The sequence below is a fragment of the uncultured Agrobacterium sp. genome (assembly GCA_913777615.1).
Taxonomy (GTDB): domain Bacteria; phylum Pseudomonadota; class Alphaproteobacteria; order Rhizobiales; family Rhizobiaceae; genus Agrobacterium.
Genome location: CAJYTK010000004.1, coordinates 199,934 through 223,383, shown reverse-complemented (window position 1 = coordinate 223,383; position 23,450 = coordinate 199,934). Strand labels below are relative to the sequence as shown.

Sequence of the window (23,450 nt, the reverse complement as noted above, 5' to 3'; positions counted from 1 at the left end):
TGTATAGCGAGTTTTTGCTCAATGCTCCAGTTCAAGCACGATTGCTTGAAGCGAACTGGAGTTTATTATGATCGATGTCAAAGAAACTGCGCAGCGAACAGCATTGGTTCTGGGTGCCCGTGGCGGCATAGGAGGGCATGTCACTGAGGCGTTGCTCGGACGCGGGTGGAACGTACGCGGGCTCGTCAGGGACCGAACGTCAACGTCTCAGCACCCTTTAATGGAGTGGCGTGTCGGTGACGCGATGGTGGCTCAGGACGTGTTGCAGGCTGCGCAAGGCGTTTCGCTGATCGTTCACGCGGTCAACCCGCCCGGCTATCGAAACTGGGAGACGCTCGTTCTGCCCATGCTCGACAATAGCATCAACGCAGCGGTAAGTGTCGGTGCGCGCATATTGCTGCCGGGCACCGTTTATAATTTCGGCCCTGATGCCTTCCCCTTGCTGACGGAGAAAAGCCCGCAACGGCCGATGACGCGCAAGGGGAAGATCCGTGTGGAGATGGAAAATCGGTTGCGCGCCGCTTCAACAAGGGGCGTGCCGGTCTTGATTGTCCGCGCAGGAGATTTCTTTGGGCCGCGGGCGCGCAACAACTGGTTTGGCCAAGGGCTTGTTCAGCCTGGAAAGCCTGTGCGCAGCATTTCCAATCCTGGAAGTCCCGGCGCCGGCCACCAATGGGCGTATCTTCCAGATGTGGCGGAAACCATGATGCGCCTGCTTGAGCGTACCAATGCTTTGCCGACCTTTGCCGCCTTTCACAAGGAGGGCTTCTGGGATCCGGATGGGCGCCACTTGCCCGCGGCAATCGAACGGGTGGTTGGACGCGACGTTAAAACGACGCGCGTTCCATGGTGGTTGTTCCGGCTATGCTCACCATTCGTCCCGCTGTTTAAAGAACTCTTGGAGATGCGTTATCTCTGGCAACGGGAGGTCAGAATGGGCAACGAGACGCTGGCGGATTTTCTAGGAGAGGAGCCTCGCACGCCACTCGACGAAGCGGTCTTTGCCACGCTTATGGACCTGGGCTGCCTTGGCTTGCCACACAACCCGCATGGGGAGATCGTCTCGGTCAACGAACGCCGCGCAGCCGTCTAAGATGCGCGGCGTCCAATTCTTGATCAGGCCAGGGCCGGATAGTCGGTGTAACCTTCAGCGCCGCCGCCATAGAAGGTCTGCTGGTTCGGTTCGTTCAGAGGCGCATCGTCCTTCAAGCGCTGAACCAGATCCGGATTGGCAATGAAGGCTTTGCCGAATGCAATAGCGTCTGCCTTGCCGCTCTCGACTGCTTCAATGGCAGACGCACGATCGTAACCGTTATTGGCGATCCAGAGACCCTTGCCGCCGGCTTCGGTATAGGAAGCCTTGAGCGCAGCGTAATCGAAAGGCTTGTCGCCCTGCTTGAAATCACGCGGGCCACCGGTTGCACCCTCGATGACGTGAATGAAGGCGAGGCCGCGGCTGCCGAGTTCTTTTGCCACGTAGTTGAAGAGGGGCTGCGGATCTGCCTCGGAAATATCGTTTGCGGGCGTGACCGGCGATAGGCGAATGCCAGTACGGCCCGCGCCGATTTCCTTTGAGACAACATCAACTACTTCAAGGAGGAAGCGTGCGCGGTTCTCGACCGATCCACCGTAATTATCGGTGCGGTGGTTGCTGCCAGACTTCAGGAACTGATCGATCAGATAGCCATTGGCCGCATGAATTTCGACGCCGTCAAAACCTGCCTCGATTGCAGCACGCGCACCTTTGCGAAAATCCTCGAGAATGACCGGAATTTCAGCCGTTCCCAGCTCTCTCGGTTCGGATGTTTCGGCAAAGCCGCCTGTACCGTCATCATTGATGATGTAGGTCTTGGATTTTGCGCGGATGGCGGAGGGGGCGACAGGTTGACCACCATGCGGCTGAAGCGATGTGTGCGACACGCGGCCGACATGCCAAATCTGTGCGACGATCTTACCGCCTGCCTTGTGAACGCCGTCCGTTACCTTCTGCCAGCCTTCAATGGCCTCCTGCTTATAGAGACCGGGGACATCCGCGTAGCCCTGACCTTGCTGCGAGACCGGCGTGCCTTCCGTAACGATCAGGCCTGCGGTCGCCCGCTGCTCGTAATAAGTGGCGTTGAGATTGTTCGGAATAGCGCCAGGCGAACGATTGCGTGTGAGCGGTGCCATCACGACGCGGTTTGCCAATGCGATGTCACCTGCCTGGGCGGGTTCGAACAGTTTGGTCATGGTGTGCTTTCTCTTCCTGTTGTTAGACGCGCAGCGTCTGCGCCTTGGTTTAAAGATTTTCGTTCAGATAACGCAGGAACTTCGCGATGTTTTCCTCGTCGCGTTCATAAAAATTCCACTGACCGACTTTGCGCGAGCGGATGAGGCCAGCGGCTTGCAAGGCGGAAAGATGTGATGAAACCGTAGACTGCGACAGACCGCTGATTTCAAACTGATGAGCGCATACGCCCATGCTGAACGGATGTGCCTGACTGAAATGTTTCTCAGGCTCTTGCAACCATTTAAGAAACTTCAGCCTCACCGGGTGAGCTATCGCTTTGAGCGCGTCTTCGGGGATCATCTCATTCCTGCATATCTGTCTAAGGCGATATTTAAATCGACCTTTCTCGATATCAAGGATGTGAGGGAAATTTTCTCAAAAAAAAGGCCGCCGGATTTCTCCGCGGCCTGACAGTTTTGAAGGTCAAAACCTCCAGAGGGGAACTGCAACGGACAACCCTAAGATGTCTGTTGCAGACTTAGATATGGCGCTGGAAGGTCGGCGAAACAAGGGCGATTTTGCCCAATTTCGCAGGCCATCGAGGAAAAATGTTGCGGGTAAAAAAAGAGGGCCGCCGGATTGCTCCAGGGCCCTTGTAATTGTGAAGGTCAAAAACCTCCAGAGGGGAACAGCTGATGCGGCGGAACTGGGAGGAAAAGCCGCCGTGTGCATCAGCTGTGTGCGATATGATGCTTTTATGGGCAGGCTTCAACTCTTTTTTGTGCAGGACAGGCATGCGTTTTGTGCATCACTCGGACGCGCGGTCATATTTCTGGCGCAAGACTGTCTTCGGACGCAAGTCACACGCAGGTATGACAAGGTCGCTCATAACCTTGTATTGGTTGATCTTTTAAGACCGCAGCGGAGCGTCAGAAATTCCAGTTTCGGGCCTTTGCCACGATAAAATCGCGGAAGGCCTTAAGTTTTGCAGCGTTTTTCATCTCATCCGGATAGCAGAAATAGGTATCGAAGGATGGAATATCGGCCGGAAGCGACAGCTGGATGAGGCCTGGATCGCGTCCCACTATGTAGTCGGGAAGGCAGGCAATACCGATGCCAAGCAGGCATGCGCGCTTGATCGATGTCTGGCTGTTGATCTGCAGGTGGGCAAGTCGCGTGTTGTCGGACGAGCGCCCGGCATTTTCCAGCCAGTTAACATCCAGCAAATAATTGGGCGCAGGTTCACCGAAGGAGATGATCTTGTGATTGTCCAGATCTTCGATCGACTGCGGCTCTCCATAGCGGTTGATGTACGAGGGCGCTGCATAGACGTGCATATGCACGGTGAAGAGCTTGCGCTGGATCAGATCGGACTGTTGCGGCTGGCGCAGACGAATGGCGCAGTCCGCATGGCGCATGTTGACGTCCAGTTCCTCGTTGTCGAGGATGAGCTGGATCGACATTTCCGGATAGAGCTGGAGGAATTCCTGCACCTTGTCCGTCAGCCAGCCTTGGCCGAGACCGACAGTCGTGGTGACACGCAGTTTGCCGCTCGGCTTCTCCGTCGTTTCCGTCAGTTGCATCTTGACGGTTTCGAGCTTCAGCAGCACGTCATGCGCGGTTCGATAAAGCAACTCGCCCTGCTCGGTGAGGATCAGGCCGCGCGCATGACGGTGGAAAAGCTTGACGCCGACGTCCTGCTCCAGCGCGCTGACCTGCCGGCTGATGGCAGACTGGGACAGATGCAGCTTATCCGCCGCATGGGTGAAGGATCCAGCTTCGGCAGCCGCATGAAATATGCGCAGTTTGTCCCAGTCCAATGGCATAGGCATGCGGTTTGGTGCCCTTCTTTATTCGGCTGCAACAGCCAGCGGTGTTTGCGCCGCGAGATAACGTTCGGCTTCAAGAGCCGCCATGCAGCCCATGCCGGCCGCAGTGATGGCCTGGCGATAGGTATCGTCGGTCACGTCGCCTGCGGCGAAAATACCTTCGACGTCGGTAGCGGTCGAATCCGGTGCCGTCCACATGTAGCCATTCGGCTTTAGCTTCAGCTTGTGCTTGAAGAGTTCCACCGCAGGTGCGTGACCGATTGCGACGAAGACGCCGTGGATCGGCATTTCGGTAATCTCGCCGGTTTTGGTGTTGCGCAGGCGCGCGCCGGTAACCGAAGGTGGCATCGGCGGCTTGGCTGGCGTGCCCGTGATTTCGGCGACCTCGGTGTTCCACAGGATGTTCACGTTCTCCTTTGCAAAGAGACGTTCCTGCAGAATTTTTTCCGAACGGAAGCTGTCACGGCGATGCACGACGGTAACCGACTTCGCAATGTTGGCGAGATAAAGCGCTTCCTCGACGGCGGAGTTGCCGCCGCCGACCACGATGACGTCCCTGTTGCGATAGAAGAAGCCATCGCAGGTGGCGCAAGCAGAAACGCCGAAGCCCTGAAAATGCTGTTCGCTCTCAATCCCAAGCCACTTTGCCTTGGCGCCGGTGGCGATGATGAGCGTATCGGCGGTCCAGACCGCGCCGGAGTCGGTCTTCACTGTGAACGGGCGGCTGGTCGTCTCAACCTCGGTCACCAGATCGTTGACGATCTCCGCACCGACATGCTGCGCCTGCTTCAGCATCTGATCCATAAGGAAAGGCCCCTGGATGGGATCGGCGTAACCTGGATAGTTTTCCACATCCGTGGTGATCATCAACTGCCCGCCCTGTTCCATGCCGGCAATCAACACCGGCTCAAGCATAGCGCGAGCGGCATAAATGGCCGCCGTGTAACCGGCGGGGCCAGAGCCGATGATCAAAACCTTTGTATGGCGGGCGGACATGAGACGTTCCTTTCAACAGGGTGCAGGCAGCCGGACTCATCATGGCGCCAAGATTGATACCCTTCTTGCGCAGCATTTAAGGGTGTCCAGTGCCGATATTCAAGGGCAGCCGTGCATTACCAACAGGGCAGTTGCGGGAGAACACGTAATTTTGTGTCGTGGGCACGACGGATTATTGCGAATCCCGTCGCGTGGAGTAGAAGGAAGCACGTAACCGCTGACGAAGGAATGCATGCGTGGCCAGCGTCGAACTCGATGCCATCGATCTTAAAATCCTGCGGGAACTGCAGCGCGACGGGCGCATGACCAATGTCGAACTCGCCGATCGCGTTGGTATTTCCGCACCCCCATGTCTTCGGCGCGTGCGTAAACTGGAAGAGGCCGGCATAATCGAGGGCTACCACGCCATGTTGAATGCCCCCAAGCTCGGCTTCGATCTGGTGGCCTTCTGCATGGTGGGCCTGAAGCGTCAGTCAGAAACCAACCTAAAAGCCTTCGCCGCCGCCACTGATCGCTGGCCCTTAGTACGCCAAGCCTGGATGGTGTCAGGCGACAGCGATTTCCTGCTTCATTGCGTGGCTGAAAACCTCACGCAGTTTCAGGACTTCGTCATCGAGGTGCTGACGGCGGATGAGCATGTGGAGACGGTGCGGACGATGTTGACAATCCGGCAAGTGAAGAGGTTGGGGTTGGTTGAGGTTTGAGGGGAGTGAACCCCTTCATCGTCAACTTTCAGTTGTTTCCCAGGACGACGTGCTGTTGACGAGCGTCTTTTTTATCTTCCGCTCGTCACGCCAGTCGCGTCCGGTATCCGTGATGACGTAAGGCTTGCGTTCGCCATAAATGAAGTTCTTATAAGGTTTGATAAACTTCTTGAGCGGGCGGTTGACGTCGTTATGAAACTGCTTCTCTGGGTCAAAGCGTTCATCCATCAATGCGCCTGCCTTACGCGCGAAATCTCCTCTGAGAAAGGATGGAGACGTGGTGAAGCACGGAAATGAAAAGCCCAACTTGAACTTGATTCCTAGCACTTTCCACCGCGGCCACTGGCGATGGTAAGGGCCGTGCTTATAATTCCAGTTTTTGTAGAAGTGATTTAGGGACACCTGTGCGACATCTTTATTGCTAAAGATTTCGAGTATCTCGGCTGAGGAAATTTCCTCGTTTACCACCCAATCATCTTCAAGGTGAAACACAAACGGAGATTGCGTTGAAAGCCAGTTCCGCTTCACAGCAGTACAGAAGTTGGGATTCTCTGGTGTTCTGATGTGGGCGTCAGGAAAAAATGAGCGGACAACGTCCTGAGTCCGCTTTTCGTCATCTGTACCACCGAAGATCGGGTCGATGTTTGCGTAAAAGTTCGCGACGTCAAAATTTTTGAACACGGACGCGCTGAAGCTCTGTAGTGTTGTTTTCAGCAGGTCAGGTCGACGGCCGGCAACGAGGCAAATATCGATTGTTGGCATAGCGAAATGTTTTCCTCAATTAGACTTGCTGACTTCCATACCGTTTTAAGTCCGCTTTTGCTGCCCGTGCAACCCAATAGTCGGCCTCGCGAATGGGCTTTGGGGTCGTTTCATAGCAAACGGGATAAATTCACAAGTTTTAGGAATACCAATTTTGTCGCTGACGTCTTTGTGCTAGTGGGCGGAATACTCGTTTCGGATTCCCGCATGGAAAAGCTTGATATCGTCGTTGTGAATTTAACTCGTTCCCACGAGCGTCGTACCGCGATGAGGGCACTATTGGATCCATTAGGATTGCCCTACCGTTTTTTCGATGCCATCGACGGAAGGGCCAAGCCTCACCCGCTCTTCAGCCGTTTCGACCCCCTAAAGTCGGAGATGCGTCACGGATACATTCTGACCCTCGGTGAGTTGGGATGTTACGCAAGCCATTACTTACTTTGGGAACAATGTGTTGCTGAAGATAAACCACTGCTCATTTTCGAAGATGACGTGACACTGAACGACAATTTCCTGAGCGCCTATGAGGTTGCATGTGACAAGATAGAAAAGTACGGTGTCATCCGCCTTTCTCGTCACAAAAGACGCCGCTGGGTCAGGATAGAGAGCCTCTCCAAAGGGCTAGATATCATCCGCCTCAAGATCGGGCCTCATGGGACATCATGCTATGCTGTATCTCCAGGCGCTGCGAAACAACTGATTGAGACAGCGAAAGTCTGGTTCGAACCAGTTGATTGTCATCTCGATCGTTTTTGGCGTCATGGCATATATTGCTACAATATCGCGCCACCTCCGGTTATACATGCCGCTCAAGCAGTAGAAAAGTCCGAGATTTGGGGCGGAACCGCGCGAGATGAGCCGTCGAGTAGATTTCGTTTCCGTCGCAAAGTTTACCGAATTTACGATAAGACGCTCCGTTTCATGTGCAATATTCGCTACTTTGGCCGCTGGCGCAGAATGCCGAAATAGTTCTTCTGCAAGCTTGGTTATATCACCAGAAAGATCGAGAAAAGAGAGTGATCATTACCCGTATCGTTGGTGGTCTCGGCAACCAGATGTTTCAATATGCTGTTGGGCGGGCGCTTTCTATCGAAACCGATCAGACCCTGAAGCTGGATCTGACCGAAATGGAGCGTTACGCGGTACACGCTTTTCAACTCAAGCAATTCGACATCATATATGAAGTCGCGGAACGTGGGGAAATTCCTTATCCGCCGAGAAAGAGTCTGTTCGGAAGACTTGTCACCAAAATAAAAAATAGGGGGCGAATTCCCCAGTTGTTTGAGAAGACCCAATCTTTTGATCCAAACGTTATGAATTGGCGGGGACCTGCTCACCTTTCCGGCTACTGGCAGAGCGAGAAATATTTCGTGCGGCATGCCGACGTTATCCGTCAGGACTTCTCACTGAATCAAAGCTATAGTCACAAGAGACAGAACGTTTTTTCTATGATCCGCAGTGTTGAGGCGCCAATATCCGTCCATGTAAGGAGAGGCGACTATGTCACAAATCAGAGGGCGAACGCTATCCACGGTACCTGCGAGCCGAGTTGGTATGAGAAAGCAATGGCGATGATGGCCGCCAAGACTCCGAGTCCAACCTTTTTCATATTTTCCGACGACCCAGAATGGGCAAGAGCGAATCTTCCGAGATTTGATGGGGCTGTCTTCGTGGAGCCTCAGGCAGACGGCAGAGATGCAGAAGACATGCATCTTATGGCCGCGTGCCACTCCCACATTATCGCCAACAGCACCTTCAGTTGGTGGGGAGCTTGGCTGAACCCGCGTCAGGAAAAGCACGTGATAGCGCCCGCCCAATGGTTTCGTTCATCAGAGCGGGATAGCACGGATATTGTGCCTTCGAAGTGGGAAAGATTGTAGGCAAACTTCGCGCGCTGCACAAACGAACTCGATATTCTATGTCCGTTTAAGTCATGATATCTTCAGTCCAGTCTTTAACAGTGAAAACATTCCATTTGCGGTGTACTTTTGGTGCGCGTCGCTTAGAAGGTATTGCCGCGCAGCCTCTATGAATGCTCTCCACTGTGATTCATTGACGCTTCTCAAGAATTCCAAGAGCTCTCCGTCGGAGGAGAACCTCCGGCGATCAATGAATGTATCGATTGGAATCATGTCCTCGATGTCTGGAGCACCCAAATAGATCGGGACGCAGCCAGCGTGGAAAGCATCAAATATTTTCTCCGTCAAATAGCCGCGCAGATTTTGTGCATTTTCGTAGCATAGATTAAAACGATAATTTGACATTGTCGCCAGTTTGTTCTCAACTTTGCCGCGCCAAGACTTGTATTCCCCGGTCCATCTCGCGCCTTAGTGATCAAAGTCATCTATACAATGCTGTTCTAAGAATTTTATCGTCTCTATTCTAGCGGTGTAGAGTTCGTCAGGATGTGTGGATGCCTTATTAGCAAATAAGCTTTCTATCTTGGAAGTGCGGACTTGGTTGTAGCGGCAAAGTATCGAGCTGTGGAAAGACAAACTCTTTATATCTGCTTCCTAATTCCAGGAGATCTTTGCTCCATGTAAATATAACAGTGAAATCAAAGTGATTTTTTCTGTCGTAAGCAGATTCTTCTACGATAGGAGGTTCATATTGAGCAATCGCGATCCTATCTGCTAAGCCTGCTTTTATGCAGCATTGGTAGAATGTTCCCTTGCCCAGCATTTGATTGAAGGCTCGTTTGACCCGTTTGGTAAGGCGCATAGGTTTGAAGTCTCTGAGCATGTTTTGAAAGATGACCCAGGCAACATCCTCTAATGCACCGTGATAATTCTCGGGAGTATACAACTCATAGCCGTGCTGTCGAAAACGGGTTTGAATTAGGTGCCATATATTTTGCTCATCGCCTCTGGTGCCAGGCTGGCAAAATATATTCGCCATGTTCTCTTGCTCGGGAGCATAAATAACTGGCCGCAACGTCATGTCCTTGCTCTCATTTCCACGCTACCGAACGCGATCGTATCGCGTAGCCTGCAGTGCCATTCTCATAAAAAACTAGTTTCTCACCGTGCCACGCCACTTGAGAGGCGAACAGGCAGCTTGGCAGATTTTATCTGCTGACAAAGTGAGTAGTGCTCGGGCATATAATTTCACCCGAGAACGACGAGATTTCGCTCTCGTGCGGTCTGCAGCGGAAAATTTTATCTCCGCCATCTCTTCTCGACTAAAGAGGGCATGCTTACGATTTTGCCAAAGTGTCTCGATGTCGCTTGGCGTTGCGTTCCATTTAAACTCATCGAAACGATAGAACTTGTACCGTGGATCTTCCAACGGGAGCAGATCTATGTCTGGACGCTGAACTGGGTTCAGCATGCCGGCGACAGGTAAATGGATAATTGTTGCGTGCGACAACCAAGCGGCGAGCCACGCGAACGAACTGATCGATACTGCAATCTCGCGAGACCGTCGTAGTGTCTCAAAGTCCTCCACCGCTGTCTGTGGTTTAGAAAAGATAGCGTTTGGATAGCGCTCGTGGAGTTTCTTTGCGTAGTAGCTGTTTTCTAACTGCCCAATGAAGACGGGTGCTGCATTGGAGTTTTCCAAAACACCGTCTATGTAGGAGAACGGAATAGGATAGTAATCTTGGTGGGCCGGGGTGAGAATGTCGCCACCACGAATGTGAAACACGACGTGTTCGGAGCCATATCCTTTTACATTGTCGCATCGTGAGCCAATGAGCGGCCGATAAAATTCTGGCGGGGCGTAATTCGACATTCTGAACGAGTGCCCCTTTAACAAAATATTCGACGCGAGCCCTCTGCGAATGATGTCAACGACGTCTTCGTGGTAGATGTAGTTGCCGGTCAGAGCCAGTTCTATCATTTTGTGAGGGTGATTATCTGCCGTTGCATGCAAACCCCATTCTGGAATATGGTAGCCGCTAACATTCACGTCGCCGACGACGCGCTCAATGTTTTTAGCGAGCATGAACTGCAACAATTGATTGGCAGTCCCACCTCTTGGCTGAATTCTCAGGCGACACGCCATAACGTTGGTCCGATCACAGAAGTTAGCCTAGGAATTTAGTTTTTTTGCATTGAAGCCCCAAGGGCATCATTAAGCGTCGAGAATTCACTGTCCAGCGGGTAGTGATGGTTACCGATGAAGAAGCCTGCCTCGTCGATCCGCTCGGCATTTGTAAGGTCGCCTGCAATCGTATAGTCGAACCATTTCAGCACTTCGTTCTTGGCAAAATTGCCTGCGACGATGGGTCGGGTGTCCACCTTTGCAGCCGTCAGAGCTGAGATCAGATGTTCGCGGCTTACGTTGGCGTCTGGTTCGACAATCATGCTAAAGCCGAACCAGCTACTTTCGCCGATTTCCTTCTGGGTTCTGAGATAGGGAAATTGCTTCATGATCTGGAGGAAACGTTCCGCGTTGTTTCGTCTCTCGCGAACGATCATCGGTAGTTTGCGCAGTTGAGCCAGTCCCAATGCGCCGCTCATTTCGAGAGGGCGCAGATTGTAGCCGGGAAGAACGAAGCGGAAGGCCTCGGTGAAGGGGTCGTCGCTCTTGTCGGTCGTGATTCGGTTCTGCTTCGGCAGATTTCGAGTCCAGCCATGCGCGCGCAGAGCCAGCAGGATGTGATAGATTTCCTCGTCGTCGGTAACGACTATTCCACCTTCCATGGTGGAGATATGGTGGCTGAAGAAGGAGCTATAGGTTCCCATGAGGCCGAAGGTGCCCGTCTGCTTTCCTTCAAATGTTGCGCCCATGGACTCGCAGTTGTCTTCCAACAGAACGATGTCGCGATCATTGATGATGGTCTTGATCTTGTTGAAGTCGTTGGGATTGCCGAGAAGGTTGACGGCCAAGATCGCCCGCGTGTTCGGCGTAATCGCCTGTTCGAGCTTTTCCAGGTCGAAGTTCAAAGTATCCTTGTCGATATCGACGAAGCGCAGCTTCAGGCCATATTGATAGAGCGGATAGTAGGTGGTGCTCCATGATACGGCCGGAACGATCACCTCCGCTCCCGGCAAGAGCGGTGATTCCGATTTGTATCGGAGCGCGCCGATCATCACGAGATTTGCGGAGGACCCGGAGTTGACCATGACGCAGTAGCGGCTGCCGACATAGTCCGCAAAGGCCTTTTCAAATTCGGCAACCTTCTGTCCCATCGTGAACATCCCGGACTGGATGACCGATTGGATTGCCTCATATTCCTCATGGTCCCAGGCAGAATTAGCGAGCGGATAGGACATTCTGTACTTCCTTGGAAAGATAATAGTCGTAAGTCTTGCGAATGCCGTCATGCAACTTGGTGCGAGGCACCCATCCGAGTTCTGTCTGGCGGGTCACGTCCAGGAGCTTTCTCGCCATCCCGACGGGCTTGGAAAGATCATGGACGAAGCTGCCCTTGAAGCCGATGACCTCTGCGGCTGCGGCGTAGTATTCATTGATCGTATAATCGTATCCGAGGCCAATATTGGTCAGCGCGGGCAGCGCCTCGAAATAGTCGAGGGCGAAAAAGATGGCCTCTGCCAAGTCCTCGGCAAACATGAATTCTCTGCGCGCGTTACCATCTCCCCAAATATCAACTGCCTCTGCACCGCTTTCTTTGGCGGAATGCAGCTTGTGTATGACGGCGGGGATCATATGGGAGACGGCGGGATCGAATTTGTCGAAACGACCGTAAAGGTTGCAGGGAATGAGCGTCTTGTACTGATACTCGCCGTCCTCCCGCGTGACATAGTCGCAAAGTCGAGCGACTGCGCATTTGGCGATGGCGTAACCCTCGTTGGTGGGCTCGAGGGGTCCACCCAGCACCATATCTTCTTTCAGCGGGTCCATGTGGCCGCGCGGATACATGCACGAGCTTCCAAGATTGATAAGTCGCTTGACGCCTGCCGCTCTCGCTGCCCGGACGATATTCTCACCCATGCTCCAGTTTTCCGTCAGAAAACGAACAGGTTCACGAATATTGGCCTGAATTCCGCCGACCCGTCCCGCGGCGTGGACGATGATCGATGGCTGAAGCGATTGGACGAATTCCGCCGTTTTGGCAGCGTTGGTGAGGTCAAGGACCTCACTTGTGGGCGCATGGACCTCAGCGCCTCTTTTTTCCGCCTGCTCCAGGATGTTGCGCCCAACCATCCCACGTCCGCCGGTCAGCAAGATCTTCATGTGCTTTCCTTAACAGCCCGGAGTTCTTGCTTCACGGTGCCGCCGCCATTACGACGAGGTCGCTCTCCACCATTTCACGCACAAGCTCCCGCACGCTCGTCTCATGCTTCCAACCCAGCTTCTCATGGGCCTTCGTCGGGTCGCCGATCAGGAGATCGACTTCCGTTGGGCGGAAGTAGCGGGGGTCGACTTCGACCAAAGCCTTGCCGGTTGCGGTATCGATGCCCTTTTCGTTGACGCCTTCGCCTTCCCATTTCAGGGTGAAGCCGGCGTCGGCGAAGGCCCAGTCCACGAAGGTGCGGACGGGGGTGGTTTCGCCGGTGGCGAGGACATAATCATCTGGCTCGTCCTGCTGCATCATCAGCCACATGCCGCGGACGTACTCCTTCGCATGGCCCCAGTCGCGCTTGGCGTCGAGATTGCCAAGGTAGAGCTTGTCCTGCCGGCCGAGCTTGATGGCGGCGGCGGCGCGGGTGATTTTGCGGGTGACGAAGGTCTCGCCGCGCAGCGGGCTTTCATGGTTGAAGAGGATGCCGTTTGAGGCATGCAGGCCATAGGCCTCACGATAGTTCACCACGATCCAGTAGGCGTAGAGCTTGGCTGCAGCGTATGGGCTGCGGGGATAGAAGGGCGTGGTTTCTCGCTGAGGCACTTCCTGCACGAGCCCGTAAAGCTCGGAGGTGGAGGCCTGGTAGAAGCGGGTCTTCTTTTCGAGACCCAGAATTCGGATCGCCTCGAGCAGGCGAAGCGTGCCTATGCCGTCGGCATTGGCGGTGTATTCCGGCGTTTCGAAGGAAACCTGCACGTGGCTCTGGGCAGCGAGATTGTAGATCTCGTCTGGCTGGGTTTCCTGCACGATGCGGATGAGGTTTGTTGCGTCCGTCATGTCGCCATAATGCAGGATGAAGCGTGGGTTTTCCTCGTGCGGATCCTGATAGATGTTTTCGATGCGACCGGTGTTGAAGGACGAGGAACGGCGCTTGATGCCATGGACGATGTACCCCTTGTCGAGCAGCAGTTGAGCCAAGTAAGCACCATCCTGGCCGGTGACGCCGGTAATGAGGGCTACTTTTGCTTTTTCGGACATCGGCTTGCTTTCATCTTTTCTTGGCGCAGGCGCCTCGAGCAGAAGCAGACGCGCGTTCACGCTGCGATACCGCAAGTCGCCGGCAAAATAAACCGGGAAGTTGACGCCGATGTCTTGAGAGTATCAGGACCGGGCCTTGCCGGTGACACATCTTGTGCTGTGATCGTCGAAAAGCCTATAGAGTCGCTGAGCTGCGAAGGCCTTGTAGGGCTTCAAGAGTTGGAAGAGTGCGACATGAACCAGGCCATTCCCGTTTTCGTCATAAACCTTGCGCGTCGCGAGGACAGGCTGGAGCGCGTGTCGCATCATCTGGAAGAGCGTGGCGTGGCGTTTACCCGCGTCGATGCCTGCGATGCCACGAAGGTGGATGAGGCGTTGCTGGATGGCGTCATTACACCTGCTGGTCCGCTGGGTGCGCTCGGCCTCGGCGATCGGTCCTGCACGGTGAGCCATACCTATGCCTGGGAAGCCTTTTTGCAGACAGGCGCGCGGTTCGGTTTGATGCTTGAGGACGATGTGTTTCTCTCCGGTGATGTGGCGAATGCCTTGCGGTCGGATGACTGGATCCCCTCCCATGTGGACGTGATCAAGCTGGAGAAGTTCGGGTCCGGCAGTTCCAAGGTCCTTTTGGGGGATGCCGAGATCAAGGTTCCGGGCACGGAGCGCGCTCTGCACCGCATGTATTCAAGGCATGTGGGGGGCGGGGCCTATATTCTGTCGCGCCGGGCCGCGCAGTTAGCGCTGTCCTATCGAGGACTGATGAGAGTTCCTATCGATCATTTTCTCTTCAACGACACGGTGTCGCCGGTCTTCCGGCAGTTGAAGCCTTTCATCGTCCAGCCGGCAATGGCGACGCAGCGACAGTATGAGTACAACTCCGATATTGCCAAGTTCGGGAAGGCCGCTCGCCCCACGGGCTGGCGGCTGAAACTGAGAAAGCTGCGTCGGGGTTGGAACGAGATCAGCCAGATCCACCGGCAGCTCGTGGTTTTCCTGACCAAGCGCGGCGCCATCAGAGAGATTTTCTGGAAAGATTCCGCGCCCTGACGGTCATTGTGTCTGCGTAAGCTTCATTTTCAGGCTACCTTTATTGTGCGCAAGGCCGCCAAGTACGCTTTTGCCCTATAAGTCACGTGGACTATTATTGGACGCGGTTATATAGCGCTTAAGCGTTGGCCGGGTGCGGAGCGATATTGGATGAGTGCCGAAAGAATTCTTCACATGCATTTCGGCAAGGAGGGCGGTGCCGAGCGCTTCTTCGTCAATCTGGCGACGGCTTTTGGCGATCGTGGCATCGAGCAGCGTTTCATCGTCCGGCCGGGTCGCATCTGGCGCGACGAGATCGCAGCGCTTGGCCTCACCATTGAAAGCGAATATCGCCGCATCTCTCCAAAGGCACTTTGGCTTCGCTGGCAGGTGAACAAGATCGTGCGCGAATGGAAGCCGGATGTGGTCATGGCCTGGATGTCGCGCTCCTCTCGCCTCGTTCCGGCACATGGCAACAGCGTGCGCCTGACGCGGCTTGGCGATTATCCCCGTCATCTCAAGAATTTCCGTAACAACGATCTCATTGTCGCCAATGCGCCCGGCATTGCCGAGGCCTGCGTGCAATTGGGATGGACGAAGCCGGTCAAGGTCGTCTCCAATTTCGTTCGTGAAACCACCATCAAGCCGGTATCGCGTGCCAGCATGGGTACACCAGAAGATGCCTTCCTCGTTGTGGGCACCGGACGGTTCATCCGGCGCAAGGGGTTCGATGTCCTGATCAAGGCCGTGGCGCAGATTCCCGATGCCTGGCTGTGGCTGATCGGCGACGGCGACAAGCGGGCCGAAATGGAGCAACTGGTGCAGGAACTGGGCATGGCAGACCGCACGCGCTTCACTGGCTGGGTCGAGGAGCCGATGAATTATGTTGCCGCGGGCTCGATCTTCGTTATGCCATCGCGCCATGAGCCGCTTGGCAATGTGGTGCTCGAAGCCTGGCAGGCGGATGTGCCGGTGGTCTCCACCCGTTCCGAAGGGCCGTCCTGGTTTATCCGGGACGGGGAAGATGCGCTCATGTGTGACATCGACGATGTGGATGGCACCCTTGCGGCGATCAATCGTATCCGCACAGACGATCAACTGGCGGCGAAACTGCGAGAGCAGGGCAGGGCGAGGCTTGACGCCGATTTCCGCAAGGATGCGGTGGTGGATGCCTATCTCGATCTGTTCAAGCAGATGAAACGATAGGGCGTTTTTGATGGTCTCCAACTTAAATGACATCCCGGCAAATGCCGATTTCTGCTGCTACGTCATCAATCTGGATGGCAGCACGGAGCGTTTCTCACAGGTGTCGGTGGCGCTTGAGAAAGCCGGTGTCGCATTCGAGCGTCTCTCGGCTTTCGATGGGCGCAAGCTGCCCCTCGATACGGTCGCCGATTATGATGCCGCGGCTGCCAGACGCTATATGGGGCGCGAGTTGGTCGGTGGCGAAATCGGATGCTATTACAGTCACTTGAATGCGGCGAAGGCGTTTCTTCGGACGGACAGATCCTACTGCCTCGTGATCGAAGATGACGCTGCACCGCATGAAGCTCTGCATGCGATCGTGACGGAAACGATCGGTTTTCTCAATGCGCATGATCCCGATTGGCGGATCGTGAACATGGGCAATGAGAAGCTGAAGATCTTCCGTCCACTGAAGACCATGAGCTTCGGGAAAAATATATTTACTCTTTGCTCCGCCCACTATTTTCCGATGACGACAGGCGCCATTCTGTGGTCGAGGAAAGGTGCGCAGGAGTTCGTCGATGGACACCGTGTGATCTTCGCGCCGGTCGATAACTTCTTCCGCTACTGGATCACCCGGGTTGGCGGCGGCTATTCTTTCTTTCCAAGGCCGGTGTCCACCACCGATGCGGTCAGCGACATTGCGCATCCCGGAAAGATATCGAGAAGCCGTAATGCCCGCAGCTTCCTTTATGGTCTGCGCAAACAGCGGCGGCTTATGGTGGACAAGCTGATTGCGACCAAACGGAAGTATTTTTCGTGATTTCGCGCCGTTACAATCACCTTACAGTCCAAGCCCGAGAAAGTGCGTTACGATGAGCGTGAAGCGGATATTTCACCTGCAATTCGGCACGGATGGCGGCACCGAGCAGTTTTTCCTGCGCCTCACCCGCGCTTTTCACGAGCGTGGCATAGAGCAGCAATTTGCAATCCGGCCGGGCGTGACATGGCGTCACGAGCTTGACGATCGGGGCACGGTGCATGAGGGCTACTATCTTCGCCGCTGGCCCAACTGGTGGCTGCGCACACAGTTGCTGAAGCGCTCGATGAAGCAGTGGCCGGCCGATGTGGTGATGGGGTGGCGTGCGCCGACGGCGCGGCTGATGCCGGACACCGGTCATGCCATACGCGTTGTGCGTCTAGGCGATTATCCGCATCACGTCCGCTATTTCGGCAACACCGATGCTATCGTCGGCAATGCGCCCAACGTCATCGAACACTGCCGTACACTCGGCTGGCAGGGTAAGACGACGATTATATCCAATTTTCCGGGCGAGGTCGGTACCTCCGTCGTCAAAAGGTCGGATTTTTCGACGCCGGACGATGTCCCTCTGGTTTGCGGTCTTGGCCGCTTCGTGCCGACCAAGGGTTTCGATACCTTGCTGCGGGCGGTCGCGGCGACGCCTCACCTCTGGCTCTGGCTGGTTGGAGATGGCCCCGATAGAGCCGATCTGGAGCGGTTGGTGCAAGAGCTTGGGATTGCCGATCGCGTCCGCTTCATCGGCTGGGTTTCGGAGCCGGCGGCCTATATCAAGGCGGCGGATATGTTCTGCGTGCCGAGCCGACAGGAGCCGCTTGGCAACGTGCTACTCGAAGGCTGGAAGGCGGAAGTGGCTGTGGTGTCCACCAAAACCGAAGGGCCGTCCTGGGCTGCGACGCATGATGAAAGCGCTCTCTTCACCGAGATCGACGATGTCGAGGGTATGGCGCAGGCGCTCTTGCGTCTGCAAGGGGCGCCCGAGCTTCGAGCGAAGCTGGTTCAAGGTGGGCGAGAGCAATTGGCCGCACGCTTTTCCGCAGAGCGGATCGTCGATCAATATCTGGAATTCTTCGAGGAATTGCGTAGCGGCAGGCGATGAAGGCGGTCGCGCTGTTTCAGCTCAGGCTGGGACGGCGCTGTCCAGTGTTGCGATCGGAAAAGCGATATTCGGCTGTCTAAACGCGCGCATAGATATTACCGAGAGACCGGGCTTCGCCTTCAAGCGCGAAATTTTCCACTGTCGTCTGGCGCGCAGCCGCACTTCCTCGCTGCATCATCTCTGTATCGCTCAGGAAGCCAGAGGTCGCTTCAACCATCGCATCAAGATTATCGCGGCCAATGACGGTGCCGGTTTCGCCTTCGCGCACCAATTCCGGAAAGGCGCCGACATCCGTTGCGATTACGGGCACACCCGTCGACATGGCTTCCAGAGGGGTGAGGCCAAATCCTTCCCAGCGTTGGGGGGCGATGAAGAGGTCAAGCGCGCGGTACCATTCGTTGATGTTGGTATGCTCTCCGACGAAGAGGATGCGGTCGGCAAGACCTGCGGCTCGCACTCTTTCCTTTAAGCTATTCTCGAAATCCACATGCGGACCTGTTGCGCGTCCGGCAACGATGGCCGACCACTCTGGATGGTCTGGCAAAACGCGGATCATCGTGTCAACGAAAAGATCGGTGCCTTTCTGGTGCCGTATGCGGCCGAAGCAGCCGACATATTTGCGCTGAGGATCGAGGCCGCGTGCGACCTTTGCTTCAGCCTTATCGGCGGGCGGGGAAAAGCGATCGGTGTCGATGCCGTGCATGATGACCGTGCTCGGTACCTCCAGATAGGAGGCCGTCTGGCTATTGGTGGCAATTACGCCATCCATTCTGGAAATCAGAAATTTGGTCCAGCCGGTGTGCTTGCGCTGCGAGGCGGAGGTGAAGACGATCTTCAGCTTCATGCGCAGGATGTCGCGCATGATGATGGCCGGCAGCATTTCTATATTGCGCCGCGCATGCCAGACGCGGGGCTTGCCCTCTGGACCATTCTGCCACAGCCGCCAGAGATCGCGAAAGCGAACAAAGGGCAGGCTGTCCGGCAGGCCGGGCCCGATCACGGCGATCTTCTGCCCGAGCCGGTTCTGCACCGGCACGAGCTGAATGATCGTCGATGTCACGCCCGAGAGCCTGCGCTTGAAGTTTGGCGCAAGGACGCGGACATCTCTCAGATCGACATGGGGCAAGTCTTGAAGTCTCGCAACAGGAGCGGGGGATTTCAGTTCCAGTTGACGGACAGGATCTCGTAGCCGCGCGAGCCGCCAGGCGCATTCACTTCGATGCTGTCACCCACTTCCTTGCCGATCAGGGCACGAGCAATGGGGGAGGAAATCGAAATGCGACCTTCCTTTACGTCAGCTTCCTGATCGCCAACGATCTGGTAGGTCTTTTCTTCATCGGTGTCTTCATCGATGAGCTTGACGGTGGCGCCAAACTTGATCTTGGAACCGGACATCTTGGAGAGATCGATGATCTCGGCGCGGGCAGTCAGATCTTCGAGCTCGGAGATGCGGCCTTCATTGTGGCTCTGCGCTTCCTTGGCGGCGTGATACTCGGCATTTTCCGACAGGTCGCCATGCGCGCGGGCTTCGGCGATCGCCTCGATGATGCGCGGGCGCTCTTCCTGCTGACGCCAGCGAAGTTCTTCCTGCAACTTGACGTAACCGCCCTGGGTCATCGGTACTTTTTCTACCATCTTTTTATTCCTTCACATTCGCACCGCGGTAGTCGCAGACACAAAAAGAAACAGGTTCCGGAGCAAAACTTCGGAACCATGTCAAAATCACAATTTGTCGGACTATATCAGAAGAGCATCCTGAAATGCCAGCAAATTAAAAGGCCCGTGAAAAACAAGCATTTTCAACGAGCTCCGCTTGTGATTTGACTTTCGTCATTGGAACATATAGAGAACATTCTATGAAGAAGTCAATCAAAGAGCGGCTTGCAGTTCTCTCCGATGCAGCGAAGTATGACGCCTCCTGCGCGTCCAGCGGGACCTCCAAACGCAACTCGGCGCTAAGCGGCGGGCTGGGGTCGACGGAAGGCTCTGGCATCTGTCATGCCTATGCGCCGGATGGTCGTTGTATCTCGCTTTTAAAGATTCTTCTGACCAATTTCTGCATCTATGATTGCGCCTATTGCATCAACCGTTCGTCGAGCAATGTCGAACGCGCACGCTTTACCGTGGAAGAGGTCGTGTGGCTGACGCTGGAATTTTACCGGCGAAATTATATCGAAGGTCTGTTCCTTTCTTCCGGCATCATTCGCTCTTCCGACCACACGATGGAGGAACTGGTGCGCGTAGCAAAGGAGTTGCGCGTCACCCATGGCTTCCGGGGTTATATTCACCTGAAGTCCATCCCTGAAGCGTCGCCGCATCTGATCGAAGAAGCGGGGCTTTATGCCGATCGTCTCTCGATCAATATCGAACTTCCGACCGATAGCGGGATAGGCAAGTTTGCGCCGGAAAAGCAGCCCGGCAATATTCGTCGCTCCATGGCGGATATCCGTTTGAAGATCGAGGAGGCGGGCGAGCCGACGCTGAAGACGAAGCGGGTCAAGACCTTTGCGCCGGCGGGGCAGAGCACGCAGATGATTGTCGGTGCCGACGGCGCCGATGACGGCACGATTCTCTCGACCAGTGCGCGGCTTTACGGAAGCTATGGCCTGCGGCGTGTCTATTACTCCGCCTTCAGCCCCATTCCCGATTCGTCTAAGAACCTGCCGCTCATCAAGCCGCCGTTGATGCGCGAGCACAGGCTCTATCAAGCCGATTGGCTTTACCGGTTCTACGGCTTCGACATCGGCGAGATTACCTCGACGCAGCAGAACGGTATGCTCGACCTCGATATCGATCCCAAGCTCGCCTGGGCACTCGGCAACCGCCAGAAGTTTCCTGTCGATGTCAATTCGGGTGAGAGAGAGATGCTGCTGCGCGTGCCTGGTTTCGGCGTGAAGACGGTAAACTCCATCTTGTCTTCGCGCCGCTTTCGGAGGCTGCGCTTGGAAGATCTGGCGCGCTTCGGCGTATCGCTGAAAAAGGTGAAGGCGTTTGTCGTCGCTGATGGCTGGACGCCGGGCAAGTTGACCGAGCGGCCCGACCTGCGTGCCATGTTCACACCGCCGCCGGAACAGTTGTCGTTGCTGTGATGTATGCGGTCGAACTGGAGGGCAGGGGCAACTTTGGCGAATGGCGCGATGCCGCGCGTTCGCTTCTTGCGGCGAGTGTGGCACCGAGCGATGTGGATTGGCGGCTGAAGAGCGACCGCGGCACGCGTCTTGATTTCGAGCAGCAGGCGTCACTACCGGTGGCGAAGACGCCAGCGCAGATCACGGTTCCATCGGCCTTCCTGCCATTGGCGGAAGCCATCATTTGCCACAGCGATCCGGCGCGCTTTTCTTTGCTGTATCGTCTCCTGTGGCGGCTGCAGCAGGACCGGGCGCTGTTGCAGATCAAGGCCGATCCGGATGTTCAAGCGGCCCGTCAAATGGAGAAATCGGTCCGTCGCGACAGCCACAAGATGACTGCCTTCGTCCGTTTCAAGGAAGTGCCGGGCGAGGGCGCGCAAGCACGGCGCTGCTTCATTGCGTGGTTCGAGCCGGATCATTTCATTGTCGAGCGAAAGGCGCCGTTCTTCCAGCGGCGCTTCAACGACATGGATTGGCTGATTGCAACCCCGAAAGGGTCTGCGCGGTGGAATGGTCAGTTGCTTGAGACGTCGCGAGAGCCCGCGGAGCGCCCGGATATTTCCGACGAGACGGACGAGTTGTGGCGCACCTACTATGCCAATATCTTCAATCCGGCGCGGTTGAAGATCAAAGCCATGACGGCGGAAATGCCGAAGAAGTATTGGAAGAACCTGCCAGAGGCTGATCTCATACCGGAACTTGTCATCGGCGCGGAGGCGCGCGTGCTTGGCATGGCAGCCAAGGCTGCGACGGAGCCGCAGATGTTTCACCATCGCATCCAGGCGGCGGCCGCAGCCAAGCCACAGGAAGTGCTGCCGGATGCAAACACGCTCGCTGGCGTGAAGCGTGAAGCTCAAAGCTGTCAGATGTGCCCGCTGCATTGTGCCGCGACGCAAACCGTCTTCGGCGAAGGGCCCGAGAAGGCGCAGGTGATGATCGTCGGTGAGCAGCCGGGGGATCATGAGGATTTGGCCGGGCGACCCTTTATCGGTCCGGCGGGCAGGGTGTTCGATCAGGTCCTGGGGGAGACGGGGATCGAGCGTCAATCGATCTATGTGACCAACGCGGTCAAGCATTTCAAATATGAGGCGCGGGGCAAGAAACGCATTCACCAAAGACCCAATGCCGGTGAGGTTGAGCGTTGCCGTTGGTGGTTGACGCGGGAGATCGATCTCGTCCAGCCTAAGCTGATCGTCGCCATGGGGGCGACGGCGGTTTACGCTTTGACGGGGACGAAAGAGACGCTTTCAAGCGTTCGCAGCCGGCCGATTCCCATGGAGAATTCACGCATCCTCTTTGCCACGGTGCATCCATCCTACCTGCTTAGAATTCCCGACCCGGCACGTCAGTCGCAGGAGAGGGCGCTCTTCGTCGAAGACCTGCGCGCCGTGCGGCGATTGTCCGAAGCGTGAGGTGAAGCGTCCCCGCGTTGGGTTCTTGCTGCCGCAGTAGAACAGTTCGCCCTTTTCGAAAATGCGCTGTTTCTAAACATTAAAAGCCGTTCATGAAGTAATTGTAATGCGACTATCGCCGTTTTTGGGAGTTTAATCAGCATCAACATCCAACGGTGGTTAGGATGTTGTATGTGGAAGTTATAAAAGGATTTGTATCATGTCTATTCGTAATAATCTTGCTGTTATTCTTGTTGCCGGTACTATGCTCGGCGGAATTGCTTACACTGCCGAAGCTGCATCGACAACTGCAGCGCAGACGGAAACCAAGGGCGCTGTTGTTCCGAATAAGGCCATCGACAAGGATGTTGGACGTCTCTCCCAGGACGGCGCACAGGCCTTGGCCGACATTCAGGCAACACGCCTGGCAATCTTCAATGCGAAGCCGGATGAGGCCAAGACCTTCATCAACAAGGCGAAGGACGAGCTGCAGAAGGCCTCCAAGGACGAAGCAGTCTTCATGAAGGCTGAAGCGGATCTGACGAAACCGACCAAGGCACCCGTCGCTGGTGATGCGAAGGCGGATGCGAAGCCCGCATCTGCAACGCCCATCCAATGGCTGCCGGTCGACTCGCAGTTGACGCTCGGTGAAGACTTCAAGGCAACGCCTGAAAAGGTCGCGGCCATCACCGAAGCCAATAAGAGCCTGAAGACCTCCGATCGTCAGGGTGCGCTTGAAAAGCTTGCTGTCGCGGATGTTGATGTCGAGTTCATCACCGCCGCCCTACCGCTCAATCAGACGGTCACTGATGTTGGCAAGGCTGCCGACCTCATCAACCAGGGCAAGTTCTACGAAGCCAATGCGGTGCTGAAGGATGTGACGGATAACGCGATGCTCAACATCGTCGATATCTACGGTCAGCCTTACAAGGCAAAGGCAGAAAAGCCTGCCAATGCCGCAGCGCTCACGCCTTCGACAGACAAGACCGCTGCTCCAAAGGGCTAATTGCCCTTCCACATACTGCAATGAAAATGGCCTCCCCGGTTGGAGAGGCCTTTGTTTTGAACACTTT

Annotated in this window: 23 protein-coding genes and 1 pseudogene; 11 read left to right on the top strand and 13 right to left on the bottom strand. The window is 55.5% G+C overall.

All coding sequences use genetic code 11. The annotated features are described in order from the left end of the window. The first annotated feature begins 67 nt into the window (after nt 1–67). A complete protein-coding gene (locus tag QZ862_RS03055; RefSeq protein ID WP_296097419.1) occupies nt 68–1,093 on the top strand; it encodes an NAD-dependent epimerase/dehydratase family protein in 1,026 nt (341 codons plus the stop codon). Between the two features lie 23 nt (nt 1,094–1,116). On the opposite strand, the gene QZ862_RS03050 is transcribed toward QZ862_RS03055, so the two are convergent. From QZ862_RS03050 to trxB, 4 genes are all read right to left on the bottom strand, one after another. After that, nucleotides 1,117–2,229: an alkene reductase gene (locus QZ862_RS03050; RefSeq protein WP_296097418.1), complete on the bottom strand. Its 1,113-nt coding sequence runs from the start codon at nt 2,227–2,229 to the stop codon at nt 1,117–1,119. A gap of 49 nt (nt 2,230–2,278) precedes the next feature. Further along, nucleotides 2,279–2,569, bottom strand: a complete 291-nt coding sequence (locus tag QZ862_RS03045) for a metalloregulator ArsR/SmtB family transcription factor (protein WP_296014659.1) — start codon at nt 2,567–2,569, stop codon at nt 2,279–2,281. A gap of 569 nt (nt 2,570–3,138) precedes the next feature. Further along, nucleotides 3,139–4,035 (bottom strand): LysR family transcriptional regulator VtlR, encoded by an 897-nt coding sequence (locus QZ862_RS03040; RefSeq protein WP_296014747.1) that lies wholly within the window; start codon nt 4,033–4,035, stop codon nt 3,139–3,141. A gap of 24 nt (nt 4,036–4,059) precedes the next feature. Then, on the bottom strand, nt 4,060–5,034 hold the full coding sequence (gene trxB, locus QZ862_RS03035; RefSeq protein WP_296097416.1) for a thioredoxin-disulfide reductase: 975 nt from the start codon (nt 5,032–5,034) through the stop codon (nt 4,060–4,062). 236 nt (nt 5,035–5,270) lie between these two features. Here trxB and QZ862_RS03030 point away from each other — a divergent pair, with 236 nt between their 5' ends. Then, entirely contained in the window at nt 5,271–5,738 is a 468-nt protein-coding gene (locus tag QZ862_RS03030) for an Lrp/AsnC family transcriptional regulator (RefSeq protein ID WP_296097414.1), read from the top strand. A 21-nt stretch (nt 5,739–5,759) separates the two neighbouring features. Here the strand turns inward: QZ862_RS03030 and QZ862_RS03025 are convergent, their stop codons facing one another. After that, the gene (locus QZ862_RS03025) at nt 5,760–6,500 is read right to left on the bottom strand and encodes a hypothetical protein (protein ID WP_296097412.1); all 741 of its coding nucleotides are present in this window, start codon (nt 6,498–6,500) and stop codon (nt 5,760–5,762) included. 207 nt (nt 6,501–6,707) lie between these two features. Between QZ862_RS03025 and QZ862_RS03020 the strand changes: the two genes are divergently transcribed. Both QZ862_RS03020 and QZ862_RS03015 read left to right on the top strand, forming a co-directional pair. Beyond that, nucleotides 6,708–7,469 carry a glycosyltransferase family 25 protein gene (locus QZ862_RS03020; RefSeq protein ID WP_296097410.1) on the top strand — a complete coding sequence of 254 codons (762 nt, stop codon included), beginning with the start codon at nt 6,708–6,710 and terminating at the stop codon, nt 7,467–7,469. Continuing rightward, entirely contained in the window at nt 7,424–8,380 is a 957-nt protein-coding gene (locus QZ862_RS03015) for an alpha-1,2-fucosyltransferase (protein ID WP_296097408.1), read from the top strand. Before QZ862_RS03020 ends, QZ862_RS03015 begins: the two co-directional genes overlap by 46 nt. 51 nt (nt 8,381–8,431) lie before the next feature. On the opposite strand, the pseudogene QZ862_RS21295 reads toward QZ862_RS03015, so the two are convergent. From QZ862_RS21295 to gmd, 6 genes and pseudogenes are all read right to left on the bottom strand, one after another. Beyond that, a pseudogene (locus QZ862_RS21295) lies at nt 8,432–8,791 on the bottom strand (glycosyltransferase family 10); the annotation flags it as partial. Nucleotides 8,792–8,921: 130 nt separating this feature from the next. Continuing rightward, nucleotides 8,922–9,440, bottom strand: coding sequence for a hypothetical protein (locus tag QZ862_RS03010; protein WP_296097406.1), 519 nt, complete (start codon nt 9,438–9,440; stop codon nt 8,922–8,924). 72 nt (nt 9,441–9,512) lie between these two features. Then, complete coding sequence (locus tag QZ862_RS03005; RefSeq protein ID WP_296097404.1) at nt 9,513–10,505, bottom strand: hypothetical protein; 993 nt, start codon at nt 10,503–10,505, stop codon at nt 9,513–9,515. A gap of 35 nt (nt 10,506–10,540) precedes the next feature. Next, nucleotides 10,541–11,719: a DegT/DnrJ/EryC1/StrS family aminotransferase gene (locus QZ862_RS03000; protein ID WP_296097403.1), complete on the bottom strand. Its 1,179-nt coding sequence runs from the start codon at nt 11,717–11,719 to the stop codon at nt 10,541–10,543. Continuing rightward, a complete protein-coding gene (locus QZ862_RS02995) occupies nt 11,700–12,641 on the bottom strand; it encodes a GDP-L-fucose synthase (RefSeq protein WP_296097401.1) in 942 nt (313 codons plus the stop codon). The genes QZ862_RS03000 and QZ862_RS02995 overlap by 20 nt, the downstream gene beginning before the upstream one ends. 31 nt (nt 12,642–12,672) lie before the next feature. Beyond that, nucleotides 12,673–13,728: a GDP-mannose 4,6-dehydratase gene (gmd, locus tag QZ862_RS02990; RefSeq protein WP_296097399.1), complete on the bottom strand. Its 1,056-nt coding sequence runs from the start codon at nt 13,726–13,728 to the stop codon at nt 12,673–12,675. A gap of 234 nt (nt 13,729–13,962) precedes the next feature. Here gmd and QZ862_RS02985 point away from each other — a divergent pair, with 234 nt between their 5' ends. The 4 genes from QZ862_RS02985 (at nt 13,963) to QZ862_RS02970 (ending at nt 17,858) form a co-directional block, all read left to right on the top strand. Beyond that, entirely contained in the window at nt 13,963–14,775 is an 813-nt protein-coding gene (locus QZ862_RS02985) for a glycosyltransferase family 25 protein (RefSeq protein ID WP_113266859.1), read from the top strand. Nucleotides 14,776–14,925: 150 nt separating this feature from the next. Further along, the gene (locus QZ862_RS02980; protein ID WP_296097397.1) at nt 14,926–15,960 is read left to right on the top strand and encodes a glycosyltransferase; all 1,035 of its coding nucleotides are present in this window, start codon (nt 14,926–14,928) and stop codon (nt 15,958–15,960) included. Between the two features lie 10 nt (nt 15,961–15,970). Further along, nucleotides 15,971–16,762, top strand: coding sequence for a glycosyltransferase family 25 protein (locus tag QZ862_RS02975; RefSeq protein WP_296097395.1), 792 nt, complete (start codon nt 15,971–15,973; stop codon nt 16,760–16,762). A gap of 52 nt (nt 16,763–16,814) precedes the next feature. Next, nucleotides 16,815–17,858, top strand: coding sequence for a glycosyltransferase (locus tag QZ862_RS02970; RefSeq protein WP_296097393.1), 1,044 nt, complete (start codon nt 16,815–16,817; stop codon nt 17,856–17,858). A 76-nt stretch (nt 17,859–17,934) separates the two neighbouring features. Here QZ862_RS02970 and QZ862_RS02965 read toward each other — a convergent pair whose 3' ends face one another. Both QZ862_RS02965 and greA read right to left on the bottom strand, forming a co-directional pair. Further along, a complete protein-coding gene (locus tag QZ862_RS02965; protein WP_296073679.1) occupies nt 17,935–18,984 on the bottom strand; it encodes a glycosyltransferase family 4 protein in 1,050 nt (349 codons plus the stop codon). Nucleotides 18,985–19,016: 32 nt separating this feature from the next. Continuing rightward, complete coding sequence (greA, locus tag QZ862_RS02960) at nt 19,017–19,493, bottom strand: transcription elongation factor GreA (RefSeq protein WP_062426441.1); 477 nt, start codon at nt 19,491–19,493, stop codon at nt 19,017–19,019. Between the two features lie 221 nt (nt 19,494–19,714). On the opposite strand from greA, the gene QZ862_RS02955 reads away from it, so the two are divergent. The 3 genes from QZ862_RS02955 (at nt 19,715) to QZ862_RS02945 (ending at nt 23,383) form a co-directional block, all read left to right on the top strand. Continuing rightward, the gene (locus tag QZ862_RS02955; protein ID WP_296097391.1) at nt 19,715–20,947 is read left to right on the top strand and encodes a putative DNA modification/repair radical SAM protein; all 1,233 of its coding nucleotides are present in this window, start codon (nt 19,715–19,717) and stop codon (nt 20,945–20,947) included. Beyond that, nucleotides 20,947–22,398, top strand: a complete 1,452-nt coding sequence (locus tag QZ862_RS02950; protein ID WP_296097388.1) for a UdgX family uracil-DNA binding protein — start codon at nt 20,947–20,949, stop codon at nt 22,396–22,398. The genes QZ862_RS02955 and QZ862_RS02950 overlap by 1 nt, the downstream gene beginning before the upstream one ends. 199 nt (nt 22,399–22,597) lie before the next feature. Further along, entirely contained in the window at nt 22,598–23,383 is a 786-nt protein-coding gene (locus QZ862_RS02945) for a YfdX family protein (protein WP_113266853.1), read from the top strand. Nucleotides 23,384–23,450: the final 67 nt, after the last annotated feature.

Coding starts and splice junctions, on each gene's coding strand:
- QZ862_RS03040 (WP_296014747.1), bottom strand. CDS start 4,035: ATGCCATTGGACTGGGACAAACTGCGCATATTTCATGCGGCTGCCGAA.
- QZ862_RS02995 (WP_296097401.1), bottom strand. CDS start 12,641: ATGAAGATCTTGCTGACCGGCGGACGTGGGATGGTTGGGCGCAACATC.
- QZ862_RS03045 (WP_296014659.1), bottom strand. CDS start 2,569: ATGATCCCCGAAGACGCGCTCAAAGCGATAGCTCACCCGGTGAGGCTG.
- QZ862_RS03000 (WP_296097403.1), bottom strand. CDS start 11,719: ATGTCCTATCCGCTCGCTAATTCTGCCTGGGACCATGAGGAATATGAG.
- QZ862_RS03055 (WP_296097419.1), top strand. CDS start 68: ATGATCGATGTCAAAGAAACTGCGCAGCGAACAGCATTGGTTCTGGGT.
- QZ862_RS03020 (WP_296097410.1), top strand. CDS start 6,708: ATGGAAAAGCTTGATATCGTCGTTGTGAATTTAACTCGTTCCCACGAG.
- trxB (WP_296097416.1), bottom strand. CDS start 5,034: ATGTCCGCCCGCCATACAAAGGTTTTGATCATCGGCTCTGGCCCCGCC.
- QZ862_RS02985 (WP_113266859.1), top strand. CDS start 13,963: ATGAACCAGGCCATTCCCGTTTTCGTCATAAACCTTGCGCGTCGCGAG.
- QZ862_RS03005 (WP_296097404.1), bottom strand. CDS start 10,505: ATGGCGTGTCGCCTGAGAATTCAGCCAAGAGGTGGGACTGCCAATCAA.
- QZ862_RS03050 (WP_296097418.1), bottom strand. CDS start 2,229: ATGACCAAACTGTTCGAACCCGCCCAGGCAGGTGACATCGCATTGGCA.
- QZ862_RS02975 (WP_296097395.1), top strand. CDS start 15,971: ATGGTCTCCAACTTAAATGACATCCCGGCAAATGCCGATTTCTGCTGC.
- QZ862_RS03010 (WP_296097406.1), bottom strand. CDS start 9,440: ATGACGTTGCGGCCAGTTATTTATGCTCCCGAGCAAGAGAACATGGCG.
- gmd (WP_296097399.1), bottom strand. CDS start 13,728: ATGTCCGAAAAAGCAAAAGTAGCCCTCATTACCGGCGTCACCGGCCAG.
- QZ862_RS03025 (WP_296097412.1), bottom strand. CDS start 6,500: ATGCCAACAATCGATATTTGCCTCGTTGCCGGCCGTCGACCTGACCTG.
- greA (WP_062426441.1), bottom strand. CDS start 19,493: ATGGTAGAAAAAGTACCGATGACCCAGGGCGGTTACGTCAAGTTGCAG.
- QZ862_RS02980 (WP_296097397.1), top strand. CDS start 14,926: ATGAGTGCCGAAAGAATTCTTCACATGCATTTCGGCAAGGAGGGCGGT.
- QZ862_RS02950 (WP_296097388.1), top strand. CDS start 20,947: ATGTATGCGGTCGAACTGGAGGGCAGGGGCAACTTTGGCGAATGGCGC.
- QZ862_RS02970 (WP_296097393.1), top strand. CDS start 16,815: ATGAGCGTGAAGCGGATATTTCACCTGCAATTCGGCACGGATGGCGGC.
- QZ862_RS02955 (WP_296097391.1), top strand. CDS start 19,715: ATGAAGAAGTCAATCAAAGAGCGGCTTGCAGTTCTCTCCGATGCAGCG.
- QZ862_RS02945 (WP_113266853.1), top strand. CDS start 22,598: ATGTCTATTCGTAATAATCTTGCTGTTATTCTTGTTGCCGGTACTATG.